This is a genomic window from Streptomyces sp. NBC_00259 (assembly GCF_036181745.1).
Classification (GTDB): Bacteria; Actinomycetota; Actinomycetes; order Streptomycetales; family Streptomycetaceae; genus Streptomyces; species Streptomyces pratisoli.
On sequence record NZ_CP108080.1, the window covers coordinates 5,666,264 to 5,683,801 of the forward strand.

Consider the following 17,538-nt stretch of genomic DNA (forward strand, 5'->3'; position numbering starts at 1 on the left):
GAGGGCGGGACATGACGGCGGGAGTGAGTGACGAGGAGCGGATGGCACGTGCGGCGTTGACGCGGGTCGTCGAACCGGGTGATGAGCGCGCGGGGAGGTGGCTCGCGCGCCATGGGGCCGTGGAGCTGATGGCACGGCTCACCGCTCCGGCGCTGCCCGAAGGCACGCTGCCGGGAGCGGGGGAGCGGCGCGTCGAGGGCTATCGGATCCGGGCGGCGGCGGCCTGCCCGGAGCGCGACCTCGACACGGTGGCGGCGGCCGGCGGCCGTTTCCTCTGCCCGGGCGACCCGGAATGGCCGGGACAGCTGGACGACCTGGGGGAGGCGAGACCGGTCGGGCTCTGGGTGCGGGGACGCCCCGACCTGCGGATATGGGCGCTGCGTTCGGTCGCGGTGGTGGGCGCCAGAGCCTGCACCCCGTACGGCGCCCATATCGCCTCGAGCCTCGGCACGGGCCTCGCCGAGCGCGGCTGGGTCGTCGTCTCCGGCGCGGCCCACGGGGTCGACGGCGCGGCCCACCGGGGTGCGCTGGCCGCGGGTGGTGCGACGGTCGCGGTGCTGGCCTGCGGTGTCGACGTCGTCTATCCACGGGCCCATGCGGAGTTGGTCGGCCGCATCGTGGAACAGGGGCTGGTGATCGCCGAGTTGCCGCCCGGCGCCCATCCGACCCGCGGCAGATTCGTGACGCGGAACAGGGTGATCGCGGCCCTGACCCGGGGCACGGTCGTCGTGGAGGCCGAATACCGGAGCGGTTCGCTGGTCACCGCCCGCGCCGCGCAGCGCCTCGGCCGCTTCACCATGGGCGTCCCGGGCCCGGTGACCAGCGGACTCTCCGCGGGAGTGCATGAACTGCTGCGGGCGGAGGCCGTGCTGGTCACCGACGCCGACGAAGTGGTCGAGCTGGTCGGCGACATCGGGGACCTCGCCCCGGCGCGCCGGGGACCCGTGCTCCCGAGGGACCTTCTCCGCCCCGGCTGCGCACGGATCCTGGACGCCCTCCCGGCCAGAGGCGCCCTCGGCGGGCCCGATCTCGCCCGGCGGGCCGGGACCACACCCGACGAGGCGCTCGCCAGGCTGTACGAACTGCACTCGCTGGGTTTCGTCGAACGGCACGGCGATCACTGGCAGTTGGCGACGGCCGCGACACCGGGGTCGAACGCACGGCGAGGCGGTACTTGACCTGGCGCATTCGGGTGAAAAGGTGATGCCGATGACCCTCGCGGCCCACTCGGTGACACCGGGAGGGCCGGCGCGTTCGGCGTCGGCCCTCGTTCGAAGGTGTGGCCGACGGTACATACCCGCGGAGGCGCGATACGCCGCTGTTCGCGCACCGCAATCCTTCAGTCACGCTACGCTCACCAGGTTCACCGCCCAGCCATCGGCACAGACAACCCGTCCCTACACACTCCACAGCAGAACGGCTCAAGGCAACGCATGCCCCAGCACACCTCCGGGTCTGACCACGCGGCAGTGCCCCCCGCCGCCCGTGGCACCGTGCGGCCGCCCGCGCCGTCGTCGCTCGAAGAGCTGTGGCGGTCCTACAAGACCACGGGCGACGGCAGGTTGCGGGAGCAGCTGATCCTGCACTACTCACCGCTGGTGAAGTACGTCGCGGGCCGGGTGAGCGTCGGGCTGCCGTCCAACGTCGAGCAGGCGGACTTCGTCTCCTCCGGAGTCTTCGGCCTCATCGACGCGATCGAGAAGTTCGACATCGAGCGCTCGATCAAGTTCGAGACGTACGCGATCACCCGCATCCGGGGCGCCATGATCGACGAACTCCGGGCGCTGGACTGGATCCCCCGATCCGTGCGGCAGAAGGCGCGCAATGTGGAGCGCGCCTACGCCACGCTGGAGGCGCAACTGCGGCGGACCCCCTCGGAGGGCGAGGTCGCCTCGGAGATGGGCATCTCGCTGGAGGAACTGCACTCCGTCTTCAGCCAGTTGTCCCTGGCGAACGTCGTGGCGCTGGAAGAGCTGCTCCACGTCGGCGGCGAGGGCGGCGACCGGCTCAGTCTGATGGACACGCTGGAGGACACCGCTGCCGACGACCCGGTCGAGGTCGCCGAGGGCCGCGAGCTGCGCCGGCTGCTCGCCCGCGCCATCAACACCCTCCCCGACCGTGAGAAGACCGTCGTCACCCTCTACTACTACGAGGGCCTCACCCTGGCCGAGATCGGCAACGTCCTGGGCGTCACCGAGAGCCGGGTCAGTCAGATCCACACCAAGTCGGTGCTGCAGCTCAGGGCGAAGCTGGCCGACGTCGGCCGATGACGCCCTGCGCGACGCCGGGGAGTCCTTCCCTGCCCCACCCCCGGATGGCGCCCCGGTCGTAGAGTAGGCGCGTGCCCAGGATTCGAGCGGCCTCCGTGGCCGAGCACCGGACCATGCAGCGAGGCGCCCTGCTGGACGCCGCGCGTTCCCTGCTGTCCGAAGGTGGTACGGAGGCGCTGACCTTCCCCGCCCTCGCCGAGCGCACGGGCCTCGCCAGGTCCTCGGTGTACGAGTACTTCCGCTCCCGCGCCGCGGTCGTCGAAGAGCTCTGCGCCGTCGACTTCCCGGTCTGGGCGGCCGAGGTCGAGGCCGCCATGGAGGGGGCCGAGACGCCCGAGGGCAAGGTCGAGGCGTATGTGCGCCAGCAGCTGGAACTGGTCGGCGACCGGCGCCACCGGGCCGTCGTCGCGATCTCCGCGAGCGAGCTGGACGACGGCGCCAGGGAGAAGATCCGCGCAGCGCACGGCGGGCTCGTCGCGATGATCGTGGAGGCGCTCGGGGAACTGGGCCATCAGCAGCCGCGGTTGGCCGCCATGCTCCTCCAGGGCGTCGTGGACGCCGCGGTCCGGCGCATCGAGCTCGGTGCGGCCGAGGACCCCTCCGCCATCTCCGAGGCCGCGGTCTCGATGGCGCTGCGTGGCGTCCTGGGCGACTGAGCCTGCCCGTCCCACCCGCCCCAGCCGTCCCGGCCGCCACGCGGAGCTGATCCGTCCCGTCCGGACAGGCTCGCGGACGCCGCAGCGCCCTGTGCGACCAGGCCGCGGCCACGGCGAGCACCAGTGCCTGGACCGGGTCCCCATCCGCCATGCCCGCCCGAGCCACGACCGCCGACGCCGCGGCCGGGCCGGCGGGAGCTCCGTGCGGCACCGGCACCCCGAAGACGGGCAGCAGCCGGGACGGCCCCCGGCGCAGGGCCGCCGGAGGGAGCAACGACAGCGGGTCGAGGTACTGCTCGCCGCGGCGCAGACCCCAGTGCAGACACCCCTGCGGGCAGTGCGAGGGCCCGTCCGCCAGAACGGCCACCACCTGGTTCTCGGCCACCTCGGTCCCCGGCGGGACCAGCGGGCGCACCGGCTCATAGGTGGTGCGCAGCGGAGGGTCACCCGTGCCCGTCAGGGCGATCGAGAGCACCCCGCGCCCTGCCACCGCCCCCGCGAAGGACACCCGCCCCGGCGCCGCCGCACGCACTTCCGTACCCGCAGGCGCCGCCAGGTCGACACCGCGGTGGCCCCGCCCATATGCCGAGGCCGGCGGCTCCCAGCCCCGGACCACCGCGGGGCGCGGCGGACCCACCGGCCAGTCCGCCGCCCATGCCGCCCCACCCGGCAGCAGCACCAGCAGCACGGCCGCCAGCGCGATCGTCACGACCCGTACGCGATTCATGACTCAGACGGTCCCTCAAACCGCCCATCCACGCTGATCATGGTCCGGATCTGTGGACAACCGGCCGGTTGTGGACAGCGCCGTCACCCGGCACCGCGGCGGTCCCGTACACTTCTTCTGGCGATCCGGGTCACCGGGTCGACTTCGCACGCCCCGCCACCACCCTCGTTCGCGGTCGGTGGCCGCGCTCCTCGGTCCCTTGTGGCACGGCGCGTCGGGGCGTCAGGACATAACCGAGAAAACTCAAGGAGATACGGCCATGGCCGTCGTCACGATGCGGGAGCTGCTGGAGAGCGGCGTCCACTTCGGTCACCAGACCCGTCGCTGGAACCCGAAGATGAAGCGCTTCATCTTCACCGAGCGCAACGGCATCTACATCATCGACCTGCTCCAGTCGCTGTCGTACATCGACCGCGCCTACGAGTTCGTCAAGGAGACCGTCGCCCACGGCGGCTCCATCATGTTCGTCGGTACCAAGAAGCAGGCGCAGGAAGCCATCGCCGAGCAGGCGACCCGCGTCGGCATGCCCTACGTCAACCAGCGCTGGCTCGGCGGCATGCTCACCAACTTCTCCACCGTCTACAAGCGCCTTCAGCGTCTGAAGGAGCTCGAGGCGATCGACTTCGAGGACGTGGCCGCCTCCGGCCTCACCAAGAAGGAGCTCCTGGTCCTCTCCCGCGAGAAGACCAAGCTGGAGAAGACCCTCGGTGGTATCCGCGAGATGCAGAAGGTGCCGAGCGCCGTCTGGATCGTCGACACCAAGAAGGAGCACATCGCCGTCGGTGAGGCGCGCAAGCTCCACATCCCGGTCGTCGCGATCCTCGACACCAACTGCGACCCCGACGAGGTCGACTACAAGATCCCGGGCAACGACGACGCGATCCGCTCCGTCACCCTGCTCACCCGCGTGATCGCCGACGCCGTCGCCGAGGGCCTCATCGCCCGCTCCGGCGTCGCGACCGGCGACTCGAAGCCGGGCGACAAGGCCGCGGGCGAGCCGCTGGCCGAGTGGGAGCGCGACCTGCTCGAGGGCGAGAAGAAGGCCGACGAGACCCCGGCCGACGAGACCCCGGCCGACGAGACCCCGGCCGCCGAGGGCACCCCGGCCGCCGAGGCCGAGAAGCCGGCCGAGGCTGCTGCCGAGGCCCCCGCCGAGGCTCCGGCCGAGGCTCCGGCTGCGGACGCCGAGCAGGCCTGACACCCAGGTTCGGATGTTGACGGCGGGGGCCCACGAAGCCCCCGCCGTTGACCCGTAGATCGTTCGAATCTTCGACTTCAGCTCTTCGACTTCAGAGAGATTCACAGACATGGCGAACTACACCGCCGCTGACGTAAAGAAGCTCCGCGAGCTCACCGGCGCGGGCATGATGGACTGCAAGAAGGCGCTCGACGAGGCCGACGGCAACGTCGACAAGGCCGTCGAGGCACTGCGCATCAAGGGCCAGAAGGGCGTCGCCAAGCGCGAGGGCCGCTCCGCCGAGAACGGCGCCGTGGTCTCCCTGATCGCCGAGGACAACACCTCCGGTGTCATCCTCGAGCTGAAGTGCGAGACGGACTTCGTCGCCAAGGGTGAGAAGTTCCAGGCCGTCGCGGGTGCGCTCGCCGCTCACGCCGCCAAGACCGCCCCGGCCGACATCGCCGCGCTGCTCGGCTCCGAGATCGAGCCCGGCAAGACCGTCCAGGCGTACGTCGACGAGGCCAACGCCAACCTCGGCGAGAAGATCGTCCTGGACCGCTTCGCGCAGTTCTCCGGCGCCTTCGTCACGGCCTACATGCACCGCACCATGCCCGACCTGCCCCCGCAGATCGGTGTTCTGGTCGAGCTCGACAAGCCGAACCCCGAGATCGCCAAGGGCGTCGCGCAGCACATCGCCGCCTTCGCGCCGAAGTACCTCTCCCGTGAGGACGTTCCGGCCGAGGTCGTCGAGTCCGAGCGTCGCGTCGCCGAGGAGACCACCCGCGCCGAGGGCAAGCCCGAGGCCGCGCTCCCGAAGATCGTCGAAGGTCGCATCAACGGCTTCTTCAAGGACGCCACCCTCCTTGGCCAGCCGTACGCGCTCGACAACAAGAAGTCCGTCCAGCAGATCCTGGACGAGGCCGGTGTCGCCCTGAAGCGCTTCTCGCGCATCAAGGTCGGCATCTGAGCCGGTACGCGATCGACACGGGATCCCGCTAGGGTTTCCCAGCAGTCGTCGGCCGCGTGGACGCCGGACGACCGCAGATCTGACGAGGAGGCCATTGCCGCAGGGACACCAGCACCCACCGGCAATGGCCTTCTTCGTATGTGCACGAGGAGATCTCCATGAACAAGGGCGCGGACGCCAATCCGGCTGCCGACGACAACAGCGACCACACCGGCCAGAAAGCCGGCCGCTTCATGCTGAAGCTGTCCGGGGAAGCCTTCTCCGGCGGCGGCGGCCTGGGCGTCGACCCCGACGTCGTACACGCCATCGCACGGGAGATCGCCGCGGTCGTCCGTGACGGCGCGGAGATCGCGGTCGTCATCGGCGGCGGCAATTTCTTCCGCGGCGCCGAACTCCAGGTGCGCGGCATGGACCGGGCACGGTCCGACTACATGGGCATGCTCGGTACGGTCATGAACTGCCTCGCCCTCCAGGACTTCCTGGAGAAGGAGGGGATCGACTCCCGCGTCCAGACGGCCATCACCATGGGCCAGGTCGCGGAGCCGTACATTCCGCTGCGGGCGGTGCGCCACCTGGAGAAGGGTCGCGTCGTCATCTTCGGCGCCGGTATGGGCATGCCCTACTTCTCCACCGACACCACCGCGGCCCAGCGCGCCCTGGAGATCGACGCCGAAGCCCTGCTCATGGGCAAGAACGGGGTCGACGGGGTGTACGACTCGGACCCGAAGGCCAACCCGGACGCCGTGAAGTTCGACGCGCTGGAGTACGGGGAGGTGCTCGCCCGCAACCTGAAGGTCGCCGACGCCACCGCCATCACGCTCTGCCGCGACAACAATCTGCCGATCCTCGTCTTCGAACTGCTCGCCGCAGGCAATATCGCGCGGGCGGTCCGGGGTGAGAAGATCGGCACGCTCGTGAGCGACCGGGGCACCCGGGCCTGACCCTGGGCGCCACCCTCCGGGATGGACAAAGCCCTGCCGGTCGGACACCGTGCAGGAAAAGACGCGCCGCCAAGTTTTCACCGGCCTCGTACTCGTGACGCGACATCGGGACACGGAATCGTGGAGCGGACCCGCAACGCGGATTCGCCACGCGTATCCGTGAACCGGACCGTCACCCGTACACGCCGGGCCCACCAAGACACGCAGGAGCAAGTGGTGATCGAAGAGACCCTCCTCGAGGCCGAGGAGAAGATGGAGAAGGCCGTCCTGGTCGCCAAGGAGGACTTCGCCGCGATCCGCACCGGGCGTGCGCACCCGGCGATGTTCAACAAGATCGTGGCCGACTACTACGGCGCGCTGACGCCGATCAACCAGCTCGCCTCCTTCTCGGTGCCGGAGCCGCGCATGGCCGTGGTGACGCCGTTCGACAAGAGCGCGCTGCGCAACATCGAGCAGGCGATCCGGGACTCCGACCTGGGCGTCAACCCCAGCAACGACGGCAACATCATCCGGGTGGTGTTCCCCGAGCTCACCGAGGAGCGCCGCCGTGAGTTCATCAAGGTCGCCAAGGGCAAGGCCGAGGACTCCCGGATCTCGATCCGCTCCGTGCGCCGCAAGGCCAAGGAGGCCATCGACAAGCTGATCAAGGACGGCGAGGTCGGCGAGGACGAGGGCCGTCGTGCGGAGAAGGAGCTCGACGACACCACCGCGAAGTACGTCGCGCAGGTGGACGAGCTGCTCAAGCACAAGGAAGCCGAGCTGCTCGAGGTCTGATGAACGACTCTTCCTGGGGGGCCCCGCCGAGCGCCGGCTACTGGGGCCCGCCCGACCAGGGGGCTGCCCCGGCGGGTCCCGCATACGATGAGCTTGTCGCCCAGCAAACTCGGCCCATGCCCATCGTGCCGGACGATCCCGACGCAGGTAGAGACGCTGAGGACCGCGAAAACCGCGACCGGGGGGCCGCTCGGCCGAGTGGCCCCCTGTTCCGTGACGAGATGCCGCAGGAGCCCATGCCCAGCCCCCCGCCGCCTGCGGCTTCCCAGCCGTCGCAGCCGCCGCAGAAGAAGCGCGCCGGCCGCGATCTTCGTGCTGCGATAGGGGTCGGCGTCGGGCTCGGGGCGGTGATCATCGCCGCGCTGTTCGTCGTCAAGGCCGTGTTCGTGGGCGTGATCGCGGTCGCCGTGGTCGTCGGCCTCTGGGAGCTCACCTCCCGCCTTCAGGAGCGCAAGGGCATCAAGGCGCCCCTGGTACCGCTCGCGGTGGGCGGTGCGGCGATGGTCGTGGCCGGCTATGTGCGAGGAGCCGAGGGCGCCTGGGTGGCCATGGCCCTCACCGGGCTCGCGGTGCTGGTCTGGCGGATGACCGAACCGCCCGAGGGCTACCTCAAGGACGTCACGGCCGGGCTGTTCGCCGCGTTCTACGTGCCGTTCCTGGCCACGTTCGTCGCGATGATGCTCACCGCCGACGACGGCCCCCAGCGCGTCTTCACCTTCCTCCTGCTGACGGTCGTCAGCGACACCGGCGCGTACGCGATCGGCTGGCGTTTCGGCAAGCGCAAGCTCGCACCGCGCATCAGCCCCGGGAAGACCCGCGAGGGTCTTGTCGGAGCCGTGGCGTTCGGGATGGCGGCGGGCGCCCTGTGCATGCCGCTCCTGATCGACGGCGGCACCTGGTGGCAGGGCCTGCTCCTCGGGCTCGCGGTCGCCGTCAGCGCGACCCTGGGCGACCTGGGCGAGTCGATGATCAAGCGGGACCTGGGCATCAAGGACATGGGCACGCTGCTGCCGGGCCACGGCGGCATCATGGACCGGCTGGACTCGCTGCTGCCGACGGCGCCGGTGGTGTGGCTGCTCTTCGTGGTGTTCGTCGGCGCCGGCTGAGCGGGGATTTCCGGAGCAGGGGCTCGTCGTCCACGGGACGGTGGGCCCCTTTCTCGTTCTCCTCGGGAGGCCCTTCTGTCGTCTCCGACCGTCTCCGACCGCCCCCCATGGCCGCCCGCCGGCCGTGCCTCGGCGGTGACGAGGGCTGTCCTCGGGAGCCCCGGGCCTCCATGCTGGGCCGGAGCCGGAGTAGCCGGAGTAGCCGGTGCCGGGGCGACAGGGGGCTGAGCATGCCGAGGCGGATCGTCTGCGGAGCGGGACTGCTGGCCGTACTCATGACCATGACGAGCTGTGCGACGGACGGCGGCGACGCCGCGGAACCCTCGCCCTCCACCAGGTCCGGCTCGTCGGCACCGGTCGCCACCACCGGCACACCGGTGCCCGGCACACCAGCGCCCAGCCCGACGTCGGACCCGGCGACCACGCCCGACAGGCACTCCGTGCTCGTCACGTTCACCGAGAGCGGCGGCATCGACGGTCGGCACAACTCCCTCGTCGTGTACGAGGACGGCCGCTTCCTTCGCGTGGCACCCCGGTCGCCCGACCGCCCAGGCCGGATGACCCCGGCCGACCTGGCCGCACTGCGCGCCGCCCTGGACGACGTGGACTTCACCCGCCTGCCGTCCCGCCCCACCGGGCCGCCCGTCATGGACGGCCTCACCCGCGTAGTGGTCCACGACGGCCACACCGCGGTCGACGACGGCACCGACACCCCTGCGGCGCTGGCCGACGTCTACGCGGCGCTGCCGCCCCTGACCTGACGGTCACCGCTGCCTCGTCCCGTTCCTTCGGAATGCGTACCGGCCATGCTGGAGGCACGCTGGAAGGGCGGCTTCTGAGGCCTCCCTACCAGTGATGATGCTCAACTCTGGGTATACCGCAGCTTCGTCGGCCGGCGCGGCGACGGGGGACGTCATCGCCCTCCTGTGCCTCCTCCCCAGCCAGCGGTACGGGAAGGCTCAACAGTTCGGAAGGGCGGTCGCCATGCATTGCTATGACTGCGCCACTGACGCGCTCCGACCGGTACAGGCTGTCGCTGTAGCCACGTGCGCCCGATGCGGTGCCGGGGTGTGCCGCACGCATCTGCATGTCACCAGCGATCCGGTGTCCGGTGTGCCCAACCCCCCGCCCAGGCCCGAAGCCAGACGACTGACGTGCGGCGTGTGCTACTCAGCGGAGAGCGCGGCCGCCGCTCCTGCCTGAGTGCCCCGCAGGCAGGGCTCGCCCCCTGCGCAGAACCCGGGACCACTCTCTGACCTGCGTGGACGCTCGATGGGAAGGCTCGGTCCGGGCCGCCCGCGGGTCGTCGTAGGAGGGCCGGACGGCCGGAGACGGCCAATGACGACCACCGCGCGCGGATGAGGCCCTGGGCCGGGCGAGTGGATCTGCGACACTGGTACGGCCATGCCTAAGCCCGGAGAACTCACTTTCGTCGCCCCCCGCGGAGCCAAGAAGCCCCCGCGGCACCTCGCCGACCTGTCGCCCGCAGAGCGCAAGGACGCTGTCGCCGCCATCGGCGAGAAGCCGTTCCGCGCCAAGCAGCTGTCGCAGCACTACTTCGCGCGGTACGCCCACGACCCCGCCCAGTGGACCGACATCCCCGCGGCCGCGCGCGAGCGGCTCGCGTCGGAGCTGCTGCCCGACCTGATGTCCGTCGTCCGGCACATCTCCTGCGACGACGACACCACCCGCAAGACGTTGTGGCGGCTCCACGACGGCACGCTCGTCGAGTCCGTGCTGATGCGCTACCCGGACCGGGTCACGATGTGCATCTCCTCGCAGGCCGGCTGCGGTATGAACTGCCCGTTCTGCGCCACGGGCCAGGCCGGGCTCGACCGCAACCTGTCCACCGCCGAGATCGTGCACCAGATCGTCGACGGCATGCGCGCCCTGCGCGACGGAGAGGTCCCCGGAGGCCCGGCGCGGCTGTCCAACATCGTGTTCATGGGCATGGGCGAGCCCCTGGCCAACTACAAGCGGGTCGTCGGGGCCGTCCGCCGGCTCACCGACCCCGAGCCGGACGGGCTCGGCCTCTCCCAGCGAGGAATCACCGTCTCCACCGTCGGCCTGGTCCCGGCGATGCTGCGGTTCGCCGACGAGGGCTTCAAGTGCAGGCTCGCCGTCTCGCTGCACGCCCCGGACGACGAGCTGCGCGACACTCTCGTCCCGGTCAACACGCGCTGGAAGGTGCGGGAGGTCCTGGACGCCGCATGGGAGTACGCGGAGAAGTCCGGCCGCCGCATCTCCATCGAGTACGCCCTGATCCGCGACATCAACGACCAGGCATGGCGCGGTGACCTGCTCGGCCGTCTCCTCAAGGGCAAGCGGGTGCACGTCAACCTGATCCCGCTCAACCCGACGCCGGGTTCGAAGTGGACGGCCTCCCGTCCCGAGGACGAGAAGGCCTTCGTCGAGGCGATCGCCGCCCATGGCGTACCCGTGACCGTCCGGGACACCCGGGGCCAGGAGATCGACGGAGCCTGCGGACAGCTCGCGGCCTCCGAGCGCTAGAACCCCGCCCGAAGGGCCCATGTAATCTGGGCTCGAAACATCTTCATATTCCGACAGGGGAGCGCCACAGCGCTGAGAGTGCGGCAACCGTCAAGGCCGCAGACCCTCTGAACCTCGCCCAGGTCATTCTGGGTAGGAAGTTCGGACGAGACTCAAGCTGTTGCGCCCTGCCCGGCTCCGGATGTGCGATCCGGAGCCGGGCAGGGCCGCGTCTCTTCCTGGTCATGCCCAGGAGGAATCTCAGTGAGCACCACCAAGAAGATCACGGTCACCGTGCTGGCCGCCGCCCTCGGCGTCAGTACGCTCGCGGCCTGCGGCGGGGAGTCCAAGGACGACTCCGCCGGTGAGGGCGCCGGGAGCGGTTCCAAGACCGTGACGCTCGTCAGCCACGACTCCTTCAACGCCTCCCCGGCGGTGCTGAAGGAGTTCACCAAGCAGACCGGATACACGGTCAAGGTGCTGAAGAGCGGTGACGCGGTCGAGGCGCTCAACAAGGAGATCCTCACCAAGGGATCCCCGCAGGGCGACGTGTTCTTCGGTGTCGACAACACCACGCTCTCGCGGGCCCTCGACAACGACCTCTTCACGCCGTACGAGGCCAAGGGCCTGGACCGGATCCCCGAGGCCGTGCAGCTCGACGGCGGCGAGCACCGGGTCACGCCCGTCGACACCGGCGACATCTGCGTCAACTACGACAAGAAGTACTTCGCCGACAAGAAGCTCGCCCCGCCGCGGACGCTCGACGACCTGATCAAGCCCGCCTACAAGGACCTCCTCGTCGTCGAGAACGCCGAGCGCTCCTCGCCCGGCCTCGGCTTCCTCCTCGGGACCGCCAGCGCCTACGGCGACGACGGCTGGCAGGACTACTGGAAGAAGCTGCGGGCCAACGGCGTGAAGGTCGTCGACAGCTGGGAGCTCGCCTACAACCAGGAGTTCTCCGGCTCCGCCGGCGGCAAGGCGGCCAAGGGCGACCGGCCGCTCGTCGTCTCGTACGCCTCCAGCCCGCCGGTCGAGGTGCTGTACGCCAAGCCGCAGCCCAAGGAGGCCCCCACCGGCGTCTCCACCGGCACCTGCTTCCGCCAGACCGAGGCCGCCGGCCTGCTCAAGGGCGCGAAGAACGAGGCCGGCGGAAAGGCCCTGCTGGACTTCCTGATCAGCAAGAAGTTCCAGGAGGACATGCCGCTCAACATGTTCGTCAACCCGGTCGTCGGGGACGCGAAGCTCCCCGCGCTGTTCACCGAGTTCGGTGAGGTGGTCGCCGAGCCGCGGACCATGACCCCGGAGAAGATCGCCGACAACCGTGACCAGTGGATCCAGTCGTGGTCCTCACTCGTCCTGAAGTAGCCGAATCACCGGGCGGTGACGCGGACCCGCGCGGGAGGACCTCCGCGCGCGGGTCCGCGTCCCTGCGCGGGAGCGCGACCCGGCTCGCGCTGATGGCCGTGCCCGTCGCGTTCTTCGCGCTCTTCTTCGCCTACCCCGTGGCCGCGATCGTCGGCCGCGGGCTCCAGGTGGACGGCGCCTGGCAGTTGGGCCGCATCGGCGAGGTCCTGGGCCGGTCCGACATCCTCGACGTCCTCTGGTTCACCGCCTGGCAGGCGCTCGCCTCCACCGGGCTGACCCTGCTGATCGCCCTTCCCGGCGCGTATGTGTTCGCCCGCTTCGACTTTCCCGGGAAGCAGTTGCTGCGGGCGGTCGTCACCGTGCCGTTCGTCCTGCCGACGGTCGTGGTCGGCACCGCCTTCCTGGCCCTCGTCGGCCGTGGCGGACTGCTCGACGAGCTGTGGGGCGTACGCCTCGACACGACCGTCTGGGCGATACTCCTCGCCCATGTCTTCTTCAACTACGCCGTCGTCGTACGGACCGTGGGCGGCCTGTGGGCACAGCTCGACCCGCGCCAGGAGGAGGCCGCACGCGTCCTCGGCGCGGGCCGTTTCGCGGCCTGGCGGCGTGTCACCCTGCCCGCGCTGACCCCTGCCGTGGCCGCCGCCGCGCTGATGGTGTTCCTCTTCACCTTCACCTCCTTCGGCGTCGTCCAGATCCTCGGCGGACCGGCGTTCGCCACGCTCGAAGTGGAGATCTACCGGCAGACCGCGCAGGTCCTCGACCTGTCGACGGCCGCCGTGCTGACGCTCGTGCAGTTCGCGGCGGTCGGCGCGATCCTCGCCGTCCACGCCCGGACCGTACGGCGACGGGAGACCGCACTGCGGCTCGTCGACCCGGCCCACACGGCGCACCGGCCGCGCGGCGCGGGCCAATGGGCCCTGCTCGCGGCCGTTCTGACCACGGTCGTTCTGCTGATCCTGGCGCCGCTCGCGGTCCTGGTCGAGCGGTCGCTCGCCGAGGGGAACGGGCCCGGCGGCTACGGCTTCACCTTCTACGAGGCCCTGCGGTCGGCGGAGGCGAGCGGCGGCACCTTCCTCGTACCGCCGCTGGAAGCCGTCGGGAACTCCCTCCAGTACGCGCTCGCCGCCACCGCCATCGCGCTCGTCATCGGCGGCCTCGCGGCCGCCGCCCTCACCCGGAAGGCGGGCCGGCTGGTCAGGGGCTTCGACGCGCTGCTGATGCTGCCGCTCGGAGTCTCCGCCGTCACCGTCGGCTTCGGATTCCTCATCACTCTCGACGAGCCGCCGCTCGATCTGCGCACCTCCTGGATCCTGGTGCCGCTGGCCCAGGCCCTGGTGGGGGTGCCCTTCGTCGTACGGACCATGCTGCCGGTGCTGCGGGCCGTCGACGTCCGGCTGCGCGAGGCCGCGGCCGTCCTCGGCGCCTCGCCGCTGCGGGCGTGGCGCGAGGTCGATCTGCCGCTGGTGCGCCGGGCGCTGCTCGTCGCCGCGGGCTTCGCCTTCGCCGTCTCGCTCGGTGAGTTCGGCGCCACCGTCTTCATCGCCCGGCCCGACAACCCGACGCTCCCGGTCGCCGTGGCGCGCCTCCTGGGCCGCCCGGGTGAGCTCAACTACGGGCAGGCGATGGCCCTTTCGACCATCCTCATGCTGGTCTGCGCGGCGGCTCTGCTGCTGCTCGACCGGCTCCGTCCCGACCGTTCCGCCGGGGAGTTCTGATGCTGACGATCGAGGACGCGACCGTACGGTTCGGCCGGCGGACGGCGCTGGACGCGGTGGACCTGGAGGTCGCCGACCACGAGATCGTGTGTGTGCTGGGGCCGAGCGGCAGCGGCAAGTCGACGCTGCTACGGGCCGTCGCCGGGCTGCAGCACCTCGACGGCGGGCGGGTGCTGCTCGGCGGAGCCGACCAGGCCGGAGTGCCGGTGCACCGGCGCGGGGTCGGCCTGATGTTCCAGGACCACCAGCTCTTCCCGCAGCGCGACGTCGCGGGCAACGTCGCCTTCGGGCTGCGCATGCACGGCGTACCGAAGGCCGAACAGGGCCGTCGCGTCGAGGAGTTGCTGGAACTGGTCGGCCTCCCGGGCGCCGGGAAGCGGGCCGTCGCCGCCCTCTCCGGCGGTGAGCAGCAGCGGGTCGCCCTCGCCCGCGCTCTCGCGCCACGGCCACGGCTGCTGATGCTCGACGAACCGCTCGGCCAGCTCGACCGTACGCTCAGGGAACGGCTGGTCGTCGAACTGCGCGGCGTCTTCGGCCGGTTGGGTACGACGGTGCTCGCCGTCACCCATGACCAGGGGGAGGCCTTCGCGCTCGCCGACCGGGTCGTGGTCATGCGGGACGGGCGGATCGCCCAGAGCGGTACGCCGCGCGAGGTGTGGCAGCGGCCCGCTTCCGAGTTCGTCGCCCGTTTCCTCGGCTTCGACAATGTGGTCCCGGCGACGGTGACCGGGGGGACGGCCGAGACTTCCTGGGGGAGGATCCCCGTCCCGGCGGGTGCTCCCCAGGGCGTGTGCCGGCTGCTGGTGCGGCCTGCGGCGGTACGGCTCGGTCCGCCGGACGCGGGGCTGCGGTGCGTGGTCGAGTCGCTGACCTTCCGCGGCCACCATGTCGCGGTACGGCTGAGGCCCACCGGCGCGCCGCCGCTGGAGGCCGAGTGCGGGCTGAAGGACGTGCCGGAGGTGGGGGCGGAGGTCGGCGCCGGTTTCGCCGCGGAGGACGTGGTGGTGCTGGCGCCGACCTCCGGCTGACCGGGCGTCCGTACGCGGACGAACGCCCGCCCCGCCCGGCCTTCACGCCGCCGCCCTCACACCCCCGACAGGCTCGACACCGGCTCCGGCCGCTCGGGCTCCACGGATGCCGGTCCCGGCGGACCGGCCTCGCCGCCGTGGCCTTCCGGGTCGCCGAACCACGCCACCGCGACGGCACCCGCGACGGCGAGCACGAACCCGGTGATCGCCGCCCAGGCGAACCCGGGCCGTGAGGAGTCGCCCAGCCACAGCACTCCGATCATGCCCGGCAGGACGGTCTCTCCGACGACCAGCGCCGCCGTGGCGCCGTTGACCGAGCCGATCTGCAGGGCGATGGTGTGCAGATACATTCCGCCGATACCGGCCACCAGGATCGCGTAGAGCGCCGGGTCGGACAGCAGGGCGCCCAGGTCGAACGGGTCGATGCCGTTCAGCACGCGCACCCCGACGCCGAGTGCGCCGAACCCGAGGCCGGACAGCAGACCGGCCAGGATCGCGGCCCGTGCTCCCAGAAGACGTACGACGACGGTGCCGCCCACCATCAGCAGCAGCGAGACCGCCAGCAGCCACCAGTGCGTGGAGATCGGTGTGTGGCCGCTGCCCTCAGGGCCCGCCGCGGTCGCCAGCAGCACCAGCGCGGAGCAGACCACGGCGATCGACGTCCACTCCGCGCGGTTGAGCCGGATCCCGAGCAGCTTGACGGCCAGCACCGCCGTGATCACCAGATTGGCGCTGATCACGGTCTGCGACAGGAAGAGCGGCAGCATCCGCGCCGCCAGCGCGCCCAGCCCGAACCCCACGAAGTCGAGGATCGTGCCGACGATGAACTCCCAGGTCATCGCCGCCTTGGCGGTCGAGGAGAGACTCGGTCCGCCGTGCTGGGTGACACTGCCCGCGGCGGCTTCCCGGCGGGCGGACTTGCGCGAGCCCACGGCCTGGAGGACGGAGCCCGTGCCGTAACAGATGGATGCCGCCACGGCGGTCAGCAGTCCTATGAGCACCGAAAGCTCCGTTCGCGTCTGGTCGGTCCTGTTCGTTCCGACTGCCAGACGTCGGTTTCGGTGCGGAAGTTGCCTTTCCTCTTCGAACGGCCCTCAGGATGGTCCTCGAGGCGGACTCAGGACGGTCCTCCGGGCGGATCCTTCGGACGGACCGTCACCGTCAGGCGGACTGCCCTGACGCCGTGAGCCGCGCCAGCGCCTGCGGCACCTCGTCCACCGAATCCACCAGAGTGATGCGGGCGTCCATGGAGCGGCTGTCGGCCAGGGCCCGCAGGAGCGGCCAGGCCGGGAGCTTCTCCGTCCAGTGCGCGCGGTCGACCAGGACCATCGGGGTCGGCTCACCGCGCGACTCGTAGTAGTTCGGGGTCGCGTTGTCGAAGATCTCCTGCACCGTGCCCGCCGCGCCCGGCAGGAAGACGACACCGGCGGTGCAGCGGGCGAGGAGACCGTCCTCACGGGTGGCGTTGGCGAAGTACTTGGCGATGTGCCCGGCGAACGGGTTCGGCGGCTCGTGGCCGTAGAACCAGGTGGGGATGCCGATCGAGTCGCCGCCCCGCGGCCAGCGGGAGCGCACCTCGAAGGCCGCGGCCGCCCAGTCCGTGACGGACGGGGTGAACGAGGGGGCCTTGGCGAGGAGTTCGAGTGCCTCGTCGAGCATCGGGTCGGGGTGCGGGGCAGCGTACGCGCCGAGGTTCGCCGCCTCCATCGCGCCGGGGCCGCCACCGGTGGCGACGGTGAGTCCGGTACGGGCCAGGGCGCGACCGAGCCGGGCGGCGCCGGCGTACGCCTCCGTGCCGCGGCCCATCGCGTGACCGCCCATCACACCGACCACGGGAACGCCGTTCAGCAGTTCGTCGAGCGCGTCCGAGACCGCGTCGTCGTGCAGGGCCCGGAGCATCGAGGCGTAGATGTCCCGGTCGGCCTTGGTCTCCTGGAACCACTCGTAGGTGAGCGCGTCGCAGGTGACCTCGTAGCCGCCGTCGTCGAGCCCGTCGAACAACTCGTCGGGGGAGTACAGCAGACCGCGGTACGGATCGAACGGCAGGTCCGGTATCGGCGGGAAGACGAGCGCACCGTCCGTGCGGACCTTGGCCGCGGCGTCGGGCTCCATGGCGCAGCCGAGGAACATCGCGCCCGTGGTGTCGGCCGAGAGCAGTGCGAAGGTGCGTCCTGTCAGGTCGACGGACTGGACGCGGTGTCCCGCGAGGCTGCCGCGTCGTGTGACGACCTGGTCGAACTCCTCCAGCGTCTCGATCTCCCGGTCGTCGTCGAACGACGACCCCAGCCGCGGCCTCTCTGCGTTCACCATGCGCCCACG

General features: G+C 71.0%; 16 protein-coding genes and 1 pseudogene. 14 read left to right on the plus strand and 3 right to left on the minus strand.

Going from position 1 to position 17,538, the window contains the following annotated elements:
• Nucleotides 1–11: 11 nt before the first annotated feature.
• The 3 genes from dprA to OG766_RS25785 all read left to right on the plus strand — a co-directional run bounded on the left by dprA (nucleotide 12) and on the right by OG766_RS25785 (nucleotide 2,926).
• A complete protein-coding gene (gene dprA, locus OG766_RS25775; protein WP_328726291.1) occupies nucleotides 12–1,178 on the plus strand; it encodes a DNA-processing protein DprA in 1,167 nt (388 codons plus the stop codon).
• Between the two features lie 255 nt (nucleotides 1,179–1,433).
• Complete coding sequence (gene whiG / locus OG766_RS25780; RefSeq protein ID WP_266383870.1) at nucleotides 1,434–2,270, plus strand: RNA polymerase sigma factor WhiG; 837 nt, start codon at nucleotides 1,434–1,436, stop codon at nucleotides 2,268–2,270.
• 95 nt (nucleotides 2,271–2,365) lie between these two features.
• Nucleotides 2,366–2,926, plus strand: a complete 561-nt coding sequence (locus tag OG766_RS25785) for a TetR/AcrR family transcriptional regulator (RefSeq protein WP_266384502.1) — start codon at nucleotides 2,366–2,368, stop codon at nucleotides 2,924–2,926.
• A 340-nt stretch (nucleotides 2,927–3,266) separates the two neighbouring features.
• On the opposite strand, the pseudogene OG766_RS25790 reads toward OG766_RS25785, so the two are convergent.
• Nucleotides 3,267–3,653: pseudogene (locus OG766_RS25790) on the minus strand (peptidoglycan DD-metalloendopeptidase family protein); the annotation flags it as partial.
• Nucleotides 3,654–3,912: 259 nt separating this feature from the next.
• On the opposite strand from OG766_RS25790, the gene rpsB reads away from it, so the two are divergent.
• From rpsB to OG766_RS25840, 11 genes are all read left to right on the plus strand, one after another.
• Nucleotides 3,913–4,851: a 30S ribosomal protein S2 gene (gene rpsB, locus OG766_RS25795; RefSeq protein ID WP_266383873.1), complete on the plus strand. Its 939-nt coding sequence runs from the start codon at nucleotides 3,913–3,915 to the stop codon at nucleotides 4,849–4,851.
• A 109-nt stretch (nucleotides 4,852–4,960) separates the two neighbouring features.
• Complete coding sequence (gene tsf / locus OG766_RS25800) at nucleotides 4,961–5,797, plus strand: translation elongation factor Ts (protein ID WP_328726292.1); 837 nt, start codon at nucleotides 4,961–4,963, stop codon at nucleotides 5,795–5,797.
• A gap of 158 nt (nucleotides 5,798–5,955) precedes the next feature.
• Nucleotides 5,956–6,738 carry a UMP kinase gene (gene pyrH, locus OG766_RS25805; protein WP_266383878.1) on the plus strand — a complete coding sequence of 261 codons (783 nt, stop codon included), beginning with the start codon at nucleotides 5,956–5,958 and terminating at the stop codon, nucleotides 6,736–6,738.
• A 216-nt stretch (nucleotides 6,739–6,954) separates the two neighbouring features.
• Nucleotides 6,955–7,512, plus strand: coding sequence for a ribosome recycling factor (gene frr / locus OG766_RS25810; protein WP_266383881.1), 558 nt, complete (start codon nucleotides 6,955–6,957; stop codon nucleotides 7,510–7,512).
• A complete protein-coding gene (locus tag OG766_RS25815; RefSeq protein WP_266383883.1) occupies nucleotides 7,512–8,618 on the plus strand; it encodes a phosphatidate cytidylyltransferase in 1,107 nt (368 codons plus the stop codon). Before frr ends, OG766_RS25815 begins: the two co-directional genes overlap by 1 nt.
• A 230-nt stretch (nucleotides 8,619–8,848) precedes the next feature.
• On the plus strand, nucleotides 8,849–9,379 hold the full coding sequence (locus OG766_RS25820) for a hypothetical protein (protein WP_328726293.1): 531 nt from the start codon (nucleotides 8,849–8,851) through the stop codon (nucleotides 9,377–9,379).
• Nucleotides 9,380–9,602: 223 nt separating this feature from the next.
• Nucleotides 9,603–9,821 (plus strand): DUF2180 family protein, encoded by a 219-nt coding sequence (locus OG766_RS36765; RefSeq protein WP_443045618.1) that lies wholly within the window; start codon nucleotides 9,603–9,605, stop codon nucleotides 9,819–9,821.
• 201 nt (nucleotides 9,822–10,022) lie between these two features.
• Nucleotides 10,023–11,129, plus strand: a complete 1,107-nt coding sequence (rlmN, locus tag OG766_RS25825) for a 23S rRNA (adenine(2503)-C(2))-methyltransferase RlmN (protein WP_266383889.1) — start codon at nucleotides 10,023–10,025, stop codon at nucleotides 11,127–11,129.
• 243 nt (nucleotides 11,130–11,372) lie between these two features.
• On the plus strand, nucleotides 11,373–12,473 hold the full coding sequence (locus OG766_RS25830) for a thiamine ABC transporter substrate-binding protein (protein WP_266383892.1): 1,101 nt from the start codon (nucleotides 11,373–11,375) through the stop codon (nucleotides 12,471–12,473).
• Between the two features lie 92 nt (nucleotides 12,474–12,565).
• On the plus strand, nucleotides 12,566–14,191 hold the full coding sequence (locus tag OG766_RS25835) for an ABC transporter permease (RefSeq protein WP_328726294.1): 1,626 nt from the start codon (nucleotides 12,566–12,568) through the stop codon (nucleotides 14,189–14,191).
• Nucleotides 14,191–15,219, plus strand: a complete 1,029-nt coding sequence (locus OG766_RS25840) for an ABC transporter ATP-binding protein (protein ID WP_328726295.1) — start codon at nucleotides 14,191–14,193, stop codon at nucleotides 15,217–15,219. The genes OG766_RS25835 and OG766_RS25840 overlap by 1 nt, the downstream gene beginning before the upstream one ends.
• Nucleotides 15,220–15,275: 56 nt before the next feature.
• Here the strand turns inward: OG766_RS25840 and OG766_RS25845 are convergent, their stop codons facing one another.
• Together OG766_RS25845 and OG766_RS25850 are read right to left on the minus strand one after the other, a co-directional pair.
• Entirely contained in the window at nucleotides 15,276–16,220 is a 945-nt protein-coding gene (locus OG766_RS25845) for a hypothetical protein (protein ID WP_266383902.1), read from the minus strand.
• Nucleotides 16,221–16,380: 160 nt separating this feature from the next.
• Nucleotides 16,381–17,529: an LOG family protein gene (locus tag OG766_RS25850; RefSeq protein WP_328726296.1), complete on the minus strand. Its 1,149-nt coding sequence runs from the start codon at nucleotides 17,527–17,529 to the stop codon at nucleotides 16,381–16,383.
• Nucleotides 17,530–17,538: the final 9 nt, after the last annotated feature.

Excerpts from the sequence above, each read along its gene's own strand:
- pyrH (WP_266383878.1), top strand. The coding sequence starts at position 5,956 with ATGAACAAGGGCGCGGACGCCAATCCGGCTGCCGACGACAACAGCGAC.
- OG766_RS25840 (WP_328726295.1), top strand. The coding sequence starts at position 14,191 with ATGCTGACGATCGAGGACGCGACCGTACGGTTCGGCCGGCGGACGGCG.
- whiG (WP_266383870.1), top strand. The coding sequence starts at position 1,434 with ATGCCCCAGCACACCTCCGGGTCTGACCACGCGGCAGTGCCCCCCGCC.
- OG766_RS25820 (WP_328726293.1), top strand. The coding sequence starts at position 8,849 with ATGCCGAGGCGGATCGTCTGCGGAGCGGGACTGCTGGCCGTACTCATG.
- OG766_RS25835 (WP_328726294.1), top strand. The coding sequence starts at position 12,566 with ATGGCCGTGCCCGTCGCGTTCTTCGCGCTCTTCTTCGCCTACCCCGTG.
- OG766_RS36765 (WP_443045618.1), top strand. The coding sequence starts at position 9,603 with ATGCATTGCTATGACTGCGCCACTGACGCGCTCCGACCGGTACAGGCT.
- rlmN (WP_266383889.1), top strand. The coding sequence starts at position 10,023 with ATGCCTAAGCCCGGAGAACTCACTTTCGTCGCCCCCCGCGGAGCCAAG.
- OG766_RS25815 (WP_266383883.1), top strand. The coding sequence starts at position 7,512 with ATGAACGACTCTTCCTGGGGGGCCCCGCCGAGCGCCGGCTACTGGGGC.
- tsf (WP_328726292.1), top strand. The coding sequence starts at position 4,961 with ATGGCGAACTACACCGCCGCTGACGTAAAGAAGCTCCGCGAGCTCACC.
- dprA (WP_328726291.1), top strand. The coding sequence starts at position 12 with ATGACGGCGGGAGTGAGTGACGAGGAGCGGATGGCACGTGCGGCGTTG.
- rpsB (WP_266383873.1), top strand. The coding sequence starts at position 3,913 with ATGGCCGTCGTCACGATGCGGGAGCTGCTGGAGAGCGGCGTCCACTTC.
- OG766_RS25850 (WP_328726296.1), bottom strand. The coding sequence starts at position 17,529 with ATGGTGAACGCAGAGAGGCCGCGGCTGGGGTCGTCGTTCGACGACGAC.